Origin of the sequence: Mycobacterium sp., assembly GCF_032162605.1 — a bacterium.
GTDB lineage: Bacteria > Actinomycetota > Actinomycetes > Mycobacteriales > Mycobacteriaceae > Mycobacterium.
This window is the reverse complement of sequence record NZ_JAVROT010000480.1, coordinates 1-15816: the sequence shown is the minus strand read 5'-3', so window position 1 is coordinate 15816 and position 15816 is coordinate 1. Positions and strand designations below refer to the sequence as shown.

The window sequence follows — 15816 nt, the reverse complement described above, 5'->3', positions numbered from 1 at the left end:
GACGAACGCCTGGCTGAGCCTGGAAGCGCTGAGGATCTGGCTCGAGCACGGCCCCGGCCCCACCCTGGTCGGGCCGGCCAGCACCGCCGCGTTCGCCACGGTGACGATGCGCGGCGACTACGCTGCCGGGTACCGGGCGGTGCGGCAGATCCTGGCGCTGAGTGAGGCCCGCGGCTACGAGCCTGACACCTCCCAGGCCCGATTCCTTTACTCGGTCCTGTGTTGCTGGTTTGAGCCGGCCGAAAAGATTCTTCATGCAGGTCGGCGGGCCCGGGACGAACTGATCGCGGGTGGCGACCTGGCCAACGCGGGATACACCTGGCAGTCGATCGTGGCAGCAATGCTGGACTGCGCGCCGTCGCTGGATGCGTTCGTCGCCGAGGTGGAGGCGGGGCTGACCTTCGCGTGCCGTACCGGCAGCGAACAGAGCGGCCAGTGGCTTGACACCTACCAGTGGCTGGCTGGCGTGATGCGCGGCGAGAGCTCAGCCGGTGACGCGGTCCTCATAGACACGCACGCCACCAACCCGCTGGGCCTCCTCTTCGCGCACATCACCCGCGCCATCGCCGCCGCCATCTTCGACGATCCGTGCGGCCTGGGGCGGCACACCACCGCGGCGATGCCGCTGCTGCCGGCGGTCTCGGGCCACTACGTGACCGCCGTGGTGCACCTGTTGCGCGGTCTGGCCCTCGCGCTGCAGGCGCGCCGCGTGGACGTTGACGAGCGCTGGCGGCTGCTGTCCGAGCTGGACGATGTGACCGGTTGGCTGGCTGCCCGCGCCGCGGACTCGCCAACCAATTTCCTGCACCTGTTGCGGCTGCTCGAGGCCGAACGGGCCTGGGCCGTTGGCGACTTCCGGGCCGGTGCTCTCGCGTTCGACGCGGCACGCCGCGAGGCCGGCAAGGGTCAGCGGCCGTGGCATCGTGCTCTGATTGCCGAACGCGCGGCCCGCTTCTTTCTCACCCACGGCGTCGAACATGCGGGCTTCAACCTTCTCATCGAAGCGCGCCGGGAATACCTCACATGGGGAGCGACCGCGAAAGTCGACCAACTGGACTGGGCCTACCCAGCCGTGGGGTCCGCGACGGGTTCGGTGACCACACACGGCGGCGATCAGCCGGGTGATCTCTCCCAGCGGCGTTCCGTGGTCACGACAGGCACGGTCGATCTGCTCGGCACTTTGACCGCATCGCAGGTACTGACCTCCGAAACCAGTATCGAACGGCTGCACGCCCGCGTGGTTGAGGTGCTCAGCGCAATGACCGGGGGCACTGGCGTGCAGCTGGTGTTGTGGAGCGACGACCGGCAAGACTGGCTGCTGCCCGCACCAGGCAGCGATGCTCGCAGCACCCCGATCACCGGCGTCGGCCTCGAGCGCGTGGCGCCGATGTCCGTGTTGCGATACATCCAACGCATGCGTGAACCGCTCGTCGTGCGTGACGCCACCCACGACGACCGCTTCGCCCGCGACCCCCACTTCACCGGCCTCGCCTGCTGCTCGCTGCTGGCCGTGCCCATCCTCGGCCGCGCGGCGCTGCGGGCGGTGCTACTGCTGGAAAACCGCCTGATGCGTGGCGCATTCACCACCGAACGGCTCGACGCTGTCAAGCTCATCGCCGGCCAACTCACCGTCTCGCTTGACAACACCCAGCTATACGGCGAGCTTGCGGCGCTCGCCGAGCAACAGGCCGCGCTGCGGCGAGTCGCCACACTGGTTGCGCGCGAAGTCAGCGCCACGGAGGTGTTCTCCGCGGTGGCCGACGAAATGGCCTCATGCCTGCATTTGGCCAACGCCACGATAACCCGCTTCGACGGCGACGGCGCCCTTACCATCGTGGCCCTCGGCCGACTGGAACCCGGGCTGACGAACATCCCGTTGATCGGACAGAAGCTTTCGTTGGAGGGCGACAACCTCGCGGTGAGAGTGCTGCGCTCCGGCCGCGCGGCGCGGATGGACAGCCACGAGGACGCCCCCGGCCCGGTCTCCGCAGCCATCCACGCGATGGGGCTTCGCGGCACGGTGGGAGCTCCGATCATCGTCAACGGCCAGGTCTGGGGGATGGCCGCCCTGGGTTCCTCGGGACCGGAGCCGTTGCCACCGGGCACCGAGGAGCGCATCGGCGACTTCGCCGACTTGCTCGCCACCGCCATCGCCGCCGCCACCGCCCGCGCCGACCTGATCGCCTCGCGGGCGCGGATCGTCGCGGCCGCAGACGACGCCCGGCGTCGTCTGGAACGTGACCTACATGATGGAGCCCAACAGCGGCTGGTTTCACTGGGGCTGCTGCTGCGCAATGCAGAGAACTCACTACCGCCTGAACTGCAGGATCAGAAACGGCAGCTCGCGGACATCCTTTCCGGGTTAAACGACGCGTCGCAAGATCTCCGAGAAATTTCGCGCGGAATCCATCCTGCGATCCTCTCCAAGGGTGGGCTCCGCCCTGCGCTGAAGGCACTGGCCCGCCGCTCACCCGTGCCCGTCAACCTCGACGTCGCGCTCGACAGGCGATTCGCCGAGTCCGTCGAGGTGGCCAGCCACTACGTGGTGGCCGAAGCCCTGACCAACGCCGCCAAGCACGCTCAAGCCTCCGAGGTCACCCTGTCTGCACGAGCCGACGACCACGACCTCAAGCTCTCGATTCTCGACAACGGCGCCGGAGGAGCCGACTCGCGCAACGGGTCCGGACTCATCGGACTGATGGACCGCGTCGAGGCGCTCGGCGGACACCTCGAAGTGGTGAGTCCCCCCGGGACCGGAACGTCACTACACGCCACCATCCCGCTCGACCCCACCTGACAACGGCATTGGCGGGATCGGCCCGGCACTCGAACGCGCGCCACGCGAGGACATTGTTCCAGCCCGACCGTCTCCAAGGACGAGGTCGTTGAGCGTGTCCGGCGCGGTGGAATACCCTGCCAATCAGGGTTTCCCGCCGTTGCGGCGTACAACCTGCGGCGCCCGGTGGAGCTATCCGGGCAATGGTCTGCTGCGGCAGCGACTTCGCGTCATTTGACCCAAGACTCGCGCGTTTCTCCTGAACAAAATGGAGCCATCGCAACGGATTCGACGAGGAGGGTCCATGACCAAGAAACAGTACGGCGACTACCAGTTCGACATCTACTTCGACGGGCTCGAGGGTCAGACGCCGAATTATCCGGTCGATTACGCCGCGCTGGAGCGCGCGGCGGCCGAGGTGCTGCCGCCGTGGGTGCTCTCCTACGTCGCCGGTGGCGCCGGTGACGGGGGTACGCAGCGCGGCAACGTCGAGGCCTTCTCGCGCTACGGCATCATGCCGCGGATGCTGGTCGGCGCGTCGGAGCGGGACCTGTCGGTGTCGTTGTTCGACATGCAGCTGCCGACCCCGGTGTTCATGTGCCCCATCGGGGTCATCGGGCTGTGCGCACAGGACTTCCATGGCGACATCGCGGTGGCCAAGGCCTCCGCGCAGACCGGAGTCCCGATGGTGGCCTCCACCTTGACCCAGGACCGCATGGAGGACGTCGCCCCGCACGCCGGGGATACCCCGGGACTCTTCCAGCTCTACACACCGACCGACAAGGAACTGACCGCCAGCTTCCTGCGTCGCGCCGAGCAGGCCGGATACCGGGGCGTCGTCATAACTCTCGACACGTGGATCCTCGGGTGGCGGCCGCGTGATCTCAACACCGGCAGTCTTCCCGAGTTGAAACCCCACTGCCTGCAGAACTACTTCACCGATGACGTCTTCCTGCAGCGGCTGAAGCACTCGCCGCAAGAAGATCCGAAAGCGGCAGCCCTGGAATGGGTGAAGGTGTGGGGCAACTCGTTGCAGTGGGAAGATCTGACGTGGCTGCGCTCGCTGACGAAACTGCCCATCCTGCTCAAGGGCATCCAGCACCCCGACGACGTCCGACGGGCCAAAGACTATGGCGTGGACGGCATTTACTGTTCCAACCACGGTGGACGTCAGGCCAATGGGGGGCTGCCGGCGCTCGAGGCGCTGCCCGACGTCGTGAAGGCTGCGGACGGGATGCCGGTGTTGTTCGACTCCGGCGTGCGCAGCGGCTCCGATGTTGCCAAAGCGCTGGCGTTGGGTGCCACCGCGGTCGGTGTTGGCAGACCGTATGCATACGCACTCGCCGTCGGCGGCATCGACGCCCTCGTGTCACAGTTGCGCGCAATACTTGCCGAGCTAGACCTGACCATGGCCATCGACGGGTACCGGAGCATCGCGGATCTTCGCGGCAACGGCGCGATCCGACGATTCAGATAGCAGTCGATCCCTTCGACCGCGGCGACGCATTCCTGCAACTGCGGATACGAAGCCCCACTCCGGCGTCGGCGGCACCAGATGCTCTGTAGCCCAATGCTGCACATGCTTGCCGGTGCTGAGGCTGGGCAAGGGCTGAGGTCAAATCGTGACGGTGACCGGACCACGACGCCCCAGCCCATGATGGGGACGAGAGTGGGGGACGGACTGGCGGCGATGCGGGCCTGCGCCTTGTCCAACACACAGTCGGCGACGGCCTTCCCATTGCGGCCCGGGCGGGTGCTTCCGAGGATGATCCCGATGTTCAACTCGCTCATGGCAGTCCCTAAGCGGATGGGCTTACTTGAACGTTCATGTAGCGATAGCATCCATGACCTGAATATTCAAGTCAATCGGTTAGACTGCTGAAATGGCGCGATCCTCCAGGCGGGCTGCCGTGGCCGCCCCAAAATGGTTGACATCAGCACAACTCGAGGCCTGGCAGGCCCTCACGTTGTTGCTCGCCCGGCTACCCACAGCGCTGGAGGCTCAGCTGCAACGAGACTCCCAACTCAGCTACATCGAGTACTACGCACTCGCCGGATTGTCCGAGCAGCCTGACCGCGCGATGCGGATGAGCGAGCTCGCCGTGCTCACCAACGCGGAGCTCTCGCGGTTGTCACACTTGATCACGCGCCTGCAGAACCGTGGCTACGTGCGGCGCGAGCCCGATCCGGACGACGGCCGCTACACGAATGCCGTACTTACCGACGCCGGCTATGACCTCGTCGTTGCCGCGGCCCCTGGCCACGTTGCGGCAGTGCGCGAGCTTGTCATCGACGCGCTCGACGACACCGCGCTCAAAACCCTCCACGACAGCGCCGAGCGAATCATCACCCGCATCGACGACCCCGCAACAGCGCCCCGGACCTAACTGCGACACCGAAGAGTTTGAATAGGTCGCGGACGAACGTCCGTCTCCGGTTGTGTCACCACATAACGCACCGCCGAGGCGCCTACGGGCGTGGAGATCGTGTGGCTGACTACAGTTCGACGACCGCGCCCGCCGTCGGGTCGACCTTCCCAGATTCCGTTTGAAGGAGTCGTGCGTGGTGGCCCATGTGCGCTCGGTGTCACGAGGCTGTCACATTGATGTGTTCGAGCGGATGCGTTGATGATGGTTTTGCCGGTCGGCTGCCGTGGGAGCTTTGGTGACACGTCGAGGATCGCAGAGATGGAGACTTGAATCCGCACAGCGTCGTTCCAGTCCGACTGGGCATGGTTTGGGCTGGTAGGTGCGTTATTGGGCCGTCGTCAGCGCGCCCGGCAGGCCGTTTACGCACGCGGTCTGTACGTGGTACACCTGTGCCACCGACTTCAGGACTCCCCGTTGCTCATCCTGCGCTCGAGGGGAGCCGCTGGCGCTCTCGACGCGCAGTTGCCTGCGTTTGTTCGGCTGCTCGGCCCGGAAGCGCACGCGGCTGCTCTTGGGGCGTGTGTGCGGCGGCGGCGGCGGCGAAGCTTGCCGCGAAAGCCCGCAGAGGTTCTATTGTGCGTATATTTTTATTGGGTATATCGGGAATCTCAATGCAGTCCGATAGGCCGGGGCCCAGAAAGGCGTGTAACCGTCATGGCCGAGGAGCTGACGCCGCACTTCGAAGACGTGCAGGCACACTACGACCTGTCCGACGACTTCTTCCGGCTGTTTCTCGACCCCACCATGACCTACAGCTGTGCGTATTTCGACCGCCTACGAGATATACCGCTGGAAGAAGCGCAGACCAGAAAGATGGACCTGGCGTTGGCCAAGCTGGGTCTGCGGTCCGGGATGACGCTACTGGAGATCGGCTGCGGCTGGGGGAGCACGTTGCGCCGCGCGATCGAGACTTACGACGTGAACGTCATCGGTTTGACGTTGTCGAAGAATCAGGCCGCCTATGTGCAGAAGGCGTTTGACTCGATGGACACCGGGCGTAGCAGGCGGGTGTTACTGCAGGGCTGGGAACAGTTCGACGAGCCCGTCGATCGAATCGTCTCCATCGGTGCGTTCGAGCACTTCGGATACGATCGCTACGACGATTTCTTCGACATGGCCTACGGCGTCCTGCCCGATGACGGGGTGATGCTGCTGCACACGATCACAATGCTGACCGTTCAGCAGATGGCCGAACGCGACCTGCCGTGGTCCGAAGAGTTGGCAGGCTTCAACGAATTCATCGCTACCGAAATCTTCCCGGGCGGCCAGCTTCCGCCGATCGAGATGGTGGAGTACCACGCGTCGAAGGAGGGTTTCAATCTGGCTCGCAGGCAGTCGTTGCAGCTGCACTACGCCAGGACACTCGACCACTGGGCTGCGGCATTGGAGGCACACCAGAGCGAGGCCATCAAGATTCAGTCCGAAGAGGTTTACCAGCGCTATATGAAGTATCTGACCGGTTGCGCCAAGGCATTCCGGTCAGGCCACATCGACGTGAACCAATTCACGCTGAGCAAGTAGACGGCTGCCCTTGAGTCAGCCGTTCGCCGGTTGCAGGAACTGAAACGCCCTGGTTCGGATGGAGGCTCGGGCTATTGGATTTCGACCTAGGGTTGGTCGGACCTGGAGTAGCCGTTCACCATCTCCGCAAGGACATTATCGAAGCTGTCACCGAGATCCGGCATCGGAATGACATCGCAAGCCCGGCAACATATTTCCCCGCGACCAGCGGGCCATCTCGATGGCATCGAACACCCTCGTCGTACGCATATGACCAGCGACCCGCCAGCCGTCGAGCATCCGGCTGTTGGCATCGGCGATGATGCAGACGTAGGCCTTGCAGCGGATTCAAAATCCGGCAAGTCTGGGATCGAGCCCCGGGGACACGCTAACGGCCTGTGAAAGGCAGTTTACGGCGGTTAGGGAGGGCTCCTCACCCCGGCGTGACCCCGGCGCGTGGCGGGATGGCCGCGGTTGGGGACGGGATGCGAGCTAACCCGCGTGCCTGTTCGAGACCGTTTAGACCTTCGTGGCGCCCATATCGACGGTCAGCTGTGTTGCCGTAACGGCACGAGACAGATCCGAGGCCAGATAGATGACGGCGTCGGAGATGTCGTCGACACTCGCAGGAAACGGCGTGGGAAGCACGCAGCCAAATGACATGAGGTAGTTCGGGTGGGCGGTGAGCGTCTTTTCGACATTTGGATCTACGGCCAACACTGTGTCGACGCCCCACGGGTGGATCGAATTGACCCGGATGTTGTATCCCCGAGCTCGATTGCCGCTGACTTCGTCAGCCCCACCACGCCGTGCTTGGCGGCAGTGTAGTGACTCTGACCAGGCAAGGCCTTAAGTCCTGCAACCGAGCTGATGTTGATTATCGAGCCCCGTCTCCTGCGGAAAGCATATGGCGGAGTGCAGCTTTCATCGTGCGCCACACACCGGTCAGGTTGACGTCGATCATCGTCTGCCACTGCTCATCCGGCATCTCCCAGAATCGCGCCCAGGTGCTGATACCTGCGTTGGCGACAACATCGTCCAGGCGTCCGCCGAAGCGCGCGACGCCGTCTGCCAGAACCGCTTCCAGCGCGTCAGAGTCGCGTACATCGGCGATCTCCATCAAGCATGGACGGACCTCGGACTCCACCAGGCGAACGGTTTCCTCGAGGTCGGCCTCGCTGGCGGGGGGCATCCGCAATGGGGTGAGACTTCGGCCGCGACATCAATGCCAATGATCGACGCGCGTTCGCGCGCAAGGCGCACCGCGTGATTACGCCCCATGCCGCGCGCAGCGCCGGTCACGAAAGGCGACCCTGTCGTCAAGCAGACCCATGACAATCCTCCGATTCGCTCAATCTCGTCGATGTGCCACATACCGTCCCACCGCCGGAGCCGCCCGCCGCAATTCCTTCACCGCTCTGAACGCCGAATCGTGGTGTGGGACTTTACTCGGCAGACTCAGATATGGGGGTCGATCCTCGGGATCGCTGCCGGTGCAGGCTCGGTCACGAGTTGCACCGGGCGCCGAAAAGACGTGAAGACACCTGGCTGGGGGCTAGGACCACCCGGCAACAGCCCTGAACAGCCCGTAGGCGCGTTGCCGCGACGGACTCGTGCGGGGCGGGGTCGAAGACGATATCCCGCTCTCGGCAGCGCAGATTGACGACTTGCTGAGTCTCGACCTAGCTTGCCCCGTGATGGTTTTCGGCGGGCAAATTTTCTCGTCCGTGCATTTTGGGTCATATGCCGGATTGGCCACTGTCACGGGGATGTCTAGGTCGGTGCCCCCCCAGATGAGCCGTGCCGTTGATCTCATCGGCGATCCTCGACGGCAGAGCCGGCACCCAGAACGGGTTGTCGCCACCGATGCCCAGCAGGCCGAACGGCGGCCCGGTCGTGATGACATTGACCCCGGGGATCTTGGGGATTTGCGGCAAGGCGGCGCCTGACGGGGCCGCCAGGCTCAGCGTCATCGCCGTCGCGGTCACAGCGGCGCCCCCCGCAATCGACGCCTACTTGAAGACCCTACGAACCCGCTTCGACCTGTGCTTGCCCATTGCCCATGGCCGTCTCGGATCTTCTCAGCAACGTGTGAGGGAATGTAAGGGCCGTGCGATGTTTCGGCTAACTTTTCTTCCTCGTCACTGAAGTTCAACGACGACGTCAATTAGCCCGGTTAGGAAAGTTGCTATCGATGGTTTGGAATATCCTCACGCCGGTGGTGCCGAGTGTTGGCTTCTGGTTATATGTGGCTTGAGAGTCTTGTTTGCACGTGGATGCGAATAGCTGTGGTATCCCGCACCGCGCTGACATTTCGGCCCGAGCGGCGTGAACACCTCCTCATCCGCTAACACCACCCCAGTCCGCCCACGGGTGCTCGGATCCGTTGAGTACGGCCCCGCACGGAAGTCGGCCACGAGCCGGGGGACCGGCAGCGGGGAGGCCAGGATGCGCCGCGGGGACGACCGAAGCCTTGCGCATGTGACATCCGGCGACGCGACGATGTTCATCGGAACGGCACTTGGCGCTTTGGCGACACAGGTCTGCTGAACGGTGCACCCGTAATCAGCACGGGCGGCTGGCGCCACCGTGACCGCGAGAGTTGTTGCCGTACCTAGTATCCCAATGAAAATCTGCGCAAGAGTCCCCGTCGGCTGGACTCGCCACGCGGATCGACAAACCTGAAATCCGCCAAGTGTCGGTTCGATTCCGTCTGTGGGCCCGGGATGTCGCCGCGGCCGGCTAGTGACGTTTCCCGGTGCCATCTAGCTGCGGGGATTAGCGTGAGCGCACTGGAGATCGATGCGGTGACGGGCGCAGTGGTTCGAGGGGGTGCGGTGCGGACCGAAGCGGACACCGATCGCCGTGCGGTGCTGACACGGCATCGACGCGACCGCGCCGTGATGGCAGTGGTCTTCCTCTTGCTGTTCGTCTTCTCCTACAGTGAGGAGATCGTGTTCGCCTCGCTCGAGGCGACCGGCCAGGACCATCTCACGGGTTGGATCATCGGACTGGTGGGGCTCGACGTGGCCGTGCTCGCGGTGGTGGGTCTGCTCAAGCGTCAGCTCACCCGAGCCGACGACGACGTTCCGCGACTATGGCGGACGTGGTGGATCTCATTCGCCACCGTCGTATTCCTTGACGTGATGTTGTGTCTTCTGCCAGAAGACCATCCGCTGTGGCTGGATCTTTCGTTCTCGGTCGCTCTTGCCACGCTCATGGGGATCCTGATGGCGGTGTCGCTCAATGCCGACCCGCTCACGTTGTTCAGCAGGGTGCGACGGTCCGCGGCACCGACCGATTGGGCACGCGTCCGAGCCGTGGTTCCACTCGTCGTCGGTACCTTCGCGTGTTACGTCGCCGCCACCGCCTTCGACGACTTCTTCGACCTCGACACGGTGCGCAACCTCGACCCGGAGATGGCGGCCGAAGTCGCCGCGATGCCGCTGCCGCAGCAGCTCGGCGCGATGGCGACCCTCTGTGAGGGTGCGGTCAGTCAGGCGTTCTTTCAACAGGTTGTCGCGGTCATCCCGCTCCTGCTGCTCACCTTGGGGGTGGAGTTCAACTTCTTTCGGCGAACCCTGGTCGAACCCGCTCAACGGGCCGCTGCGGCCGCGACGGTGACGGTGATGTCGATCGGCTTGGCTCTGGCACTGTCCACGCTGCCGTGGGCAGGCACGGGTTGTGGTGGGGTGCTCGGCTATTGGCACGAGTTTCTGACCTTCGTGATCACGGTGCAGGGTGTTGCCACGGGGCTGGCGACGCTCATGTGGCTTCTCGTGATGAACAGCCCCGACCAACGCGCCATCTCGGGAGCCGACGATGCCTGAATCCGCAGCACCCCCGCGCGCTGATCGCGCGCTCTTCGGTGTGGTCTTCCTGATGCTGTTCGCGTTCTCCTACAGTGAGCAACTCGTCTCGGAACTGTTCCCTTCCAGCGGCGACGGCGGACACGTGGCATGGCGGATCGCGGTGATCGTCGTCGATGCCGCGGTGCTGGCGGTGGTCGGGGTGATGAAGCGCGCCGTCACCCGGGCGGACGGTGACGTGCCGCGACTGTGGGGTTGGTGGTGGACTGGCGTCGTCGTCCTCATCGGTGTCGACGCACTGCGGCTCATCCCCTTGGAATCGATTCGCGTCGACGTGCTGACCGCCAGCATCTATGCCGCCGCAATGGGTCTCACGATGGCGGCGTCGCTGAACGCCGATCCGCTCACCCTGCTCAGCAGCGAGCGTCGGGTGGCGTTGCCGATCGACTGGGCACGGGCTCGCGCGATCGTCCCACTGGTGGTGGGAGCCTGGCTCTGTTATCTCGCAGCGAGCGCCTACGTCGACTACTTCGACGTCGACACCGCCCGTGCACTCGACCCGTCGACCGAGGCCAGGATCGTGGAACTTCCGATGTCAGAACAGATGTCGGTGCTCTCACAACTGTGTCGGGGAGCGATCAGCCCGGTGTTCTTTCAGCAGGTGGTCGGAGTGATACCGGTGCTGCTGTTGGCTCTCGGTGTCGAATTCAACTACTTCCGCCGGACATTGACTGACGGCGGCCAGCGCGCGGCGACCGCGGCCACCGTGACGGTATTGGCGGCCGGTCTGGTCGGGTCGCTGTCGACTCTTCCGTGGGACGGCCAGGGATGCGGTGACGTGCTGTCCCGGTCGCACGAGTGCATCGCGTTCCTGTTGGCGGTCCAGGCCGTTTTCACCGGCCTGGCGACGCTGGTCTGGCTGCTGGTCGCCAGCACACCCGACGATGCCGTGGGTACCGGCGCGGCGTCCGCGCGGGATGACGAGGGTTGAGGCTGCGATTGGCGCTTGCCAGGGCGCTGGCGATCGAGCCGGAACTGCTTCTCGCCGATGACATCTCGAGCGCTCTCGATGCGACGACCGAGGTGCAGTTGTGGACGGGCCTGCGGGCTCGCGGCATCACGGTCCTCGGTGCCACCTCCAAGCGGGCGGCGCTGGCACAGGCCGATCGCGTCGTCTTCCTCGTCGACGGTGAGATTGCCGCCATCGGACCGTGGGCCGACCTCTCGCGGGAGTGGAATCACCTCGCGGGTTGAGAATTCAAGCTCAGGGGGTGGCGGCGGCCCGCCATGCGCGCGCCGCGAGCAGTTCGGGTACCAGCACCTCGGTGAGCAACCGGACGTCGTCGTCGGAATCACCCGGGTAGCGCACCTCGTACCGCGCGCCACGGACGCTTGCGCCGACGCCGACGACGGTACTGCCGCGGGCGGTGGTCCATTCGGCTAGTTGCGGCTCCCATACCGAACCGGCAAACACCAGCAGTCGGTAGTCGGTCGTCTTGGTCAGGTACACGTCGACGTGGCTCCAGTCGCCGGTCTCGCAGCCGACGGCGGGTAGGCGAGGGCCCTCTCGCAGCATCAGGGCGCCCTGTTGGGCCGAGCAGTAGCGGTGTGCAGGCGCGGCCAAATGGGTACCCGCCTGACCGAGCAGGAGCTCGGAAAGTGCTGGCAGCCAGTTGGATTCGGTGCTGATGAGGTAGGCAGACGCATCTGCTGCCGCTGCGACGGAGCTGCTCAGGGCAGCCGTATCCTCACCTGCGAGGTGGCATTCGAGCGCCAGGAGGAGGGCAATGGTGTGCTGGTAACTGCGGCAGGCCACCCCGCCGACTTCGGGTTCGGCCTCGAGATCGACGACGGCGTCGCAACGCCGGGTGATGGCCGAGCCTGCCGTGTTGGTCAACGCAACGGTGCTCACTCCATCGGGAAGCCGGTCAAGCGCGTCGAGGGTCTCGACCGAGCCGCCGCTCGCAGAGGTCGCGACGACGAGTGTTCCCGCACCCCAACCGGGTAGCAGTTGCGACGAGGCCAACTCCGAGGATGCGACCAGGCCTCGTGCCCGCATCCGAGCGGCGGCGACGCCGCCGGCGTACGCGGAGGACCCCATGCCGAGCAGAACCACCCGCTCGACGTTCGGCGGCACCACGTCCGCCCACGGGTTTCCGGAGGTCAGCGTCGCGGCGAGCCGCTGCAGCACCTCCGGCTTGCGGTAGAGGTCGGCGGCGAAACCATCCGGCTTCACTTCTGTGTCCCTTCGTCGAAAAGATCTGGCAGGGCTGCGTCGGGGACGTACATCCAGTGAGGAAGATGTCGTGCGGCGTAGACGATCTCGCGCAGGACCTGCTGTACGCGGAAGGCTAGTAGCGGGCGCGGGTCGTACAGATCCGCGTGGCCGAGCTCGGCGATCCGCCGGCGGTAGGCGTCGAGGTAGCCCGCGCGGCCGGCCTCGTCGACATCGCCGAGCGCGGCGGGTTCGAGTTGGGTGTACCTGCGGGCGACGATCGCAGCGTGCGCGAGTGACTGGACCATGCCCGCGACGTCGAGTGCTGTTGGGATCGGCAGCATCCGCTGCGACGCGGGAAGCACGGGGTTGCCGTCGAAGTCGGTCACCACGAAGCGGTCGCCGCCTCGCAGCACCTGGCCCACGTGCAGATCGCCATGCCCCTCGATGATCGGTGTGCCCGAGAGCTCGCCGAGCCCGTCCAGAATGGCCGCGATCTCGTCGCGGCGTTCACGCGCACCCACGACACTGGCGGAATCGTCCAGTGCGCAAACGGTTTCGAGTGCCTCGAAGGCGCCGTGCCGCCATCGGTCCGCGTCCTGCTGCGTGGCGCGGGTCGCGGTGCATGACAGTGCGGCGTGCAGCTCCGCGACCAACGTACCGACGTCGGTGGCCGCGGCGACGAATGGGGCGGGCAGGCGGCCGCGGGCCGCCTGCGTGTTCAGGTCGACGGTCCAGGTCCAACCGTCCACCGCGCCGGGTAGGTACTCGTCCACGTTCGCCACCATGGTCTCGGCGCCGCGCGCGGGTTGCCAGGTGACCACTCCCCACGGGGTGGGCATGCCGGCGAAACCGGCATCGCGAAGCACGCTGATCCGCCGCGGCGCGGGGTGTGGGCCATCCTGGAGGTGAGTGGCCCACTTGACCACCGCCGCATCGCCGACGATCACCGATTCGTTGGTCTGGTCGACGCCGACGGATCGCTCGCCGGAAGCCGGGTGCCGAGTCCAGGAGCGCACCGTGAAGCGCCCCCGAGTCACCGACCGAGGCGCCTCTGCCAGTAGTTCGAGCAACGCTTGCGCCACGCCGTCACCCGGTTGGGCCCGCCGCCAAGAGCCATCTCCGTCGCGTGTCATGGGTACGGCGGCCAGGCCGGCCGCGCCGGATACCACCGAAAGGCGTTTATCGTCGGCGAGGTCGAGGGTGTCGACGATCTCAGTCAACCGAGGCTCGGTGCTGCTTAGCCACTTGCTCGATGACGTCGGCACCCACGCGCAGACCGTCGCGGGCACGGATCGCGGCCCCCACCTCGGCGAGCCGGCTGCGCAGTGCGGTATCGGCCAGCAACCGCTCCACGGCGTCGGTCAGCTGGGAGTCGGCGAAGGCGTAGGTGTCCAACCGCACACCGAACCCGAGTTCGTCGATGCGCTGTGCGTTCTCGTACTGGTCCCAGAACAGTGGCAGCACGATCAGCGGCTTGCCGAAGTGCAGCGTCTCGGTGACGGTGTTGTTGCCGCCGTGTGAGATGACCAGGTCGACCTGCGGGATCACCTTCGTCTGCGGCAGCATCTGCGCCCCGACCATGTTGTCCGCCAACGTGATCCGGTCGGCCTGGGGTCCCTTGCTGACGATGACGCGGTGCCGGGTGGTGCCGAGCACGTCGACGAGCCGCTGCATGAGTTCGACGTCTGCCCCGCCGAGGGATCCCAGCGAGAGGTAGATCAGCGCACTGTCGTCGGGCCGATCGGCAATCTCGGCGGGTAGCACGTATTCCTCGTCGGTCTCACGCACGCTGGAGTCCATCCGGGTCCAGCTGGCGTCGAGCGGCCGGGCGTCGAGATAGTCGGCCTCGGTCGGATAGACGTAGAGGTTGGCGGTGTTCGCACGCGGCATGAACTCGAGTTCGGGCAACGCGTCGGCGCCCTGGGTCCGAACCCAGGAATCGAAGTCGGCCCAGATCGCGCGGTGAGTGTGGTCGAACTCGGCGCGGTAGGCGTCCCACTGCGACGGGGCGGCGCTGGGCAGCCCGGAGAATGGCGGCGGTACACCAGGACCGGGAACCTCCAGCGGGCTGCAAGAGACGATCCGCACGAACGGCGCCCCTGAGGTCACCAGCGCCGGGAAGAGCACCACGTTGTCCTCGACGAGGACGTCCGGTCGGTGCTTGGCGACGATCTCGCGCAGGCGCGGCTCGCAATACTTGGCGCCGTCGATCAGCGCCTTGAACGTGGGCTGGATGAACGATCCGAGTTGCTCGACGGTCGGCTTGCGGAACTCCGGGGATGTCTCGGAGATGAAGTCGGTCCAGAACCTGCCGGCGTCCTCTTCGGCCGCGCCGTCGGCCGGCTCGGGCTCTGTCAGATCGACGAGTTCCTCGAGGAAGCCGAACGGTTCGAGCTTGCCCGCCCACGAGCTCTCCGCGGCGAAGACTATGGTGTGGCCGCGGTCGCGAAGGATGGCCGCCAGCCCGATGCACTGGTTCGTCGGCCCGTACGCCGACTCCGGCCAGAACATGATCGTCAGAAGGGTTGGCGGCGTTGACATCGGTGGGAGTTCCTTCATGTTCGGACGGGTGGTGGGCCGACTGGGACGATACTGCGCGAGCGGTCTGATGAGCGCGGCAACTTCTCGACGCGTTAGCGTCTGCAATGGCGCTGGTGACCCACGCGACGGTAACCATTGAGGCCGTCCCCTCGGAGGTGTTCGCGTGGTTGATCGATCCCGCTAAGTTGACCACCTGGCTCGGCGCACCGGGCGGGATGCCGGAGAACGCGTCCGAACTGCACGCCGGGTGGACCGGCTCGTCGACCATGGCCGCCCCCGTCGGCGGCACCGATCTGACCGTTGACGCCGACACGGACTTCGCTGCGGCCGACACCAGCGGTGTCGATGCCGTGCTGAAGGGTCAGCGCGCCCTACGGCGCTGGTTCGTGAACGCTTGGCTGTTCGTCATGAAGCTCGTGCTCGCCCACCGTGCCTTCGATCACGGCATCGCGGCCGCCATGTCCGCTTCGCAGGATGAGTCCCTGATGAAGCTCAAGAAGGTCGTCGAAGCGACCTAGCGTCCTGAGTCGTTTCATAGGATGC

12 protein-coding genes and 2 pseudogenes are annotated in these 15816 nt (G+C 65.6%); 8 read left to right on the top strand and 6 right to left on the bottom strand.

Annotated features, from left to right (window positions below; genetic code table 11):
* From QOI01_RS26430 to QOI01_RS26415, 4 genes are all read left to right on the top strand, one after another.
* Positions 1–2797: sensor histidine kinase (locus QOI01_RS26430; RefSeq protein WP_526386125.1), on the top strand; the 2797-nt coding region annotated here is incomplete at its 5' end.
* 283 nt (positions 2798–3080) lie between these two features.
* Positions 3081–4253, top strand: a complete 1173-nt coding sequence (locus QOI01_RS26425) for an alpha-hydroxy-acid oxidizing protein (RefSeq protein ID WP_526386124.1) — start codon at positions 3081–3083, stop codon at positions 4251–4253.
* A gap of 406 nt (positions 4254–4659) precedes the next feature.
* Complete coding sequence (locus QOI01_RS26420) at positions 4660–5163, top strand: MarR family winged helix-turn-helix transcriptional regulator (RefSeq protein WP_526386123.1); 504 nt, start codon at positions 4660–4662, stop codon at positions 5161–5163.
* 696 nt (positions 5164–5859) lie between these two features.
* A complete protein-coding gene (locus QOI01_RS26415) occupies positions 5860–6726 on the top strand; it encodes a cyclopropane mycolic acid synthase family methyltransferase (protein ID WP_526386122.1) in 867 nt (288 codons plus the stop codon).
* Positions 6727–6821: 95 nt separating this feature from the next.
* Here the strand turns inward: QOI01_RS26415 and QOI01_RS26410 are convergent.
* From QOI01_RS26410 to QOI01_RS26400, 3 genes and pseudogenes are all read right to left on the bottom strand, one after another.
* Positions 6822–7041: pseudogene (locus QOI01_RS26410) on the bottom strand (IS3 family transposase); the annotation flags it as partial.
* Between the two features lie 183 nt (positions 7042–7224).
* A pseudogene (locus QOI01_RS26405) lies at positions 7225–8038 on the bottom strand (mycofactocin-coupled SDR family oxidoreductase).
* 406 nt (positions 8039–8444) lie between these two features.
* Entirely contained in the window at positions 8445–8678 is a 234-nt protein-coding gene (locus QOI01_RS26400) for a hypothetical protein (protein WP_526386121.1), read from the bottom strand.
* Between the two features lie 930 nt (positions 8679–9608).
* On the opposite strand from QOI01_RS26400, the gene QOI01_RS26395 reads away from it, so the two are divergent.
* Genes QOI01_RS26395 through QOI01_RS26385 form a run of 3 tightly spaced genes read left to right on the top strand, consistent with a single transcriptional unit; the run spans position 9609 to position 11768 of the window.
* Positions 9609–10535, top strand: a complete 927-nt coding sequence (locus tag QOI01_RS26395; protein ID WP_526386126.1) for a hypothetical protein — start codon at positions 9609–9611, stop codon at positions 10533–10535.
* The gene (locus QOI01_RS26390; protein ID WP_526386120.1) at positions 10528–11505 is read left to right on the top strand and encodes a hypothetical protein; all 978 of its coding nucleotides are present in this window, start codon (positions 10528–10530) and stop codon (positions 11503–11505) included. Before QOI01_RS26395 ends, QOI01_RS26390 begins: the two co-directional genes overlap by 8 nt.
* Positions 11502–11768, top strand: a complete 267-nt coding sequence (locus tag QOI01_RS26385; RefSeq protein ID WP_526386119.1) for a hypothetical protein — start codon at positions 11502–11504, stop codon at positions 11766–11768. Before QOI01_RS26390 ends, QOI01_RS26385 begins: the two co-directional genes overlap by 4 nt.
* 10 nt (positions 11769–11778) lie before the next feature.
* Here QOI01_RS26385 and QOI01_RS26380 read toward each other — a convergent pair whose 3' ends face one another.
* Genes QOI01_RS26380 through QOI01_RS26370 form a run of 3 tightly spaced genes read right to left on the bottom strand, consistent with a single transcriptional unit; the run spans position 11779 to position 15273 of the window.
* A complete protein-coding gene (locus QOI01_RS26380) occupies positions 11779–12750 on the bottom strand; it encodes an SIS domain-containing protein (RefSeq protein WP_526386118.1) in 972 nt (323 codons plus the stop codon).
* Positions 12747–13952 carry a glucosamine kinase gene (locus tag QOI01_RS26375; protein WP_526386117.1) on the bottom strand — a complete coding sequence of 402 codons (1206 nt, stop codon included), beginning with the start codon at positions 13950–13952 and terminating at the stop codon, positions 12747–12749. The genes QOI01_RS26380 and QOI01_RS26375 overlap by 4 nt, the downstream gene beginning before the upstream one ends.
* On the bottom strand, positions 13945–15273 hold the full coding sequence (locus tag QOI01_RS26370) for a nucleotide disphospho-sugar-binding domain-containing protein (RefSeq protein ID WP_526386116.1): 1329 nt from the start codon (positions 15271–15273) through the stop codon (positions 13945–13947). The genes QOI01_RS26375 and QOI01_RS26370 overlap by 8 nt, the downstream gene beginning before the upstream one ends.
* 113 nt (positions 15274–15386) lie before the next feature.
* Between QOI01_RS26370 and QOI01_RS26365 the strand changes: the two genes are divergently transcribed.
* Complete coding sequence (locus QOI01_RS26365) at positions 15387–15791, top strand: SRPBCC family protein (protein WP_526386115.1); 405 nt, start codon at positions 15387–15389, stop codon at positions 15789–15791.
* The last annotated feature ends 25 nt before the right edge of the window (positions 15792–15816 follow it).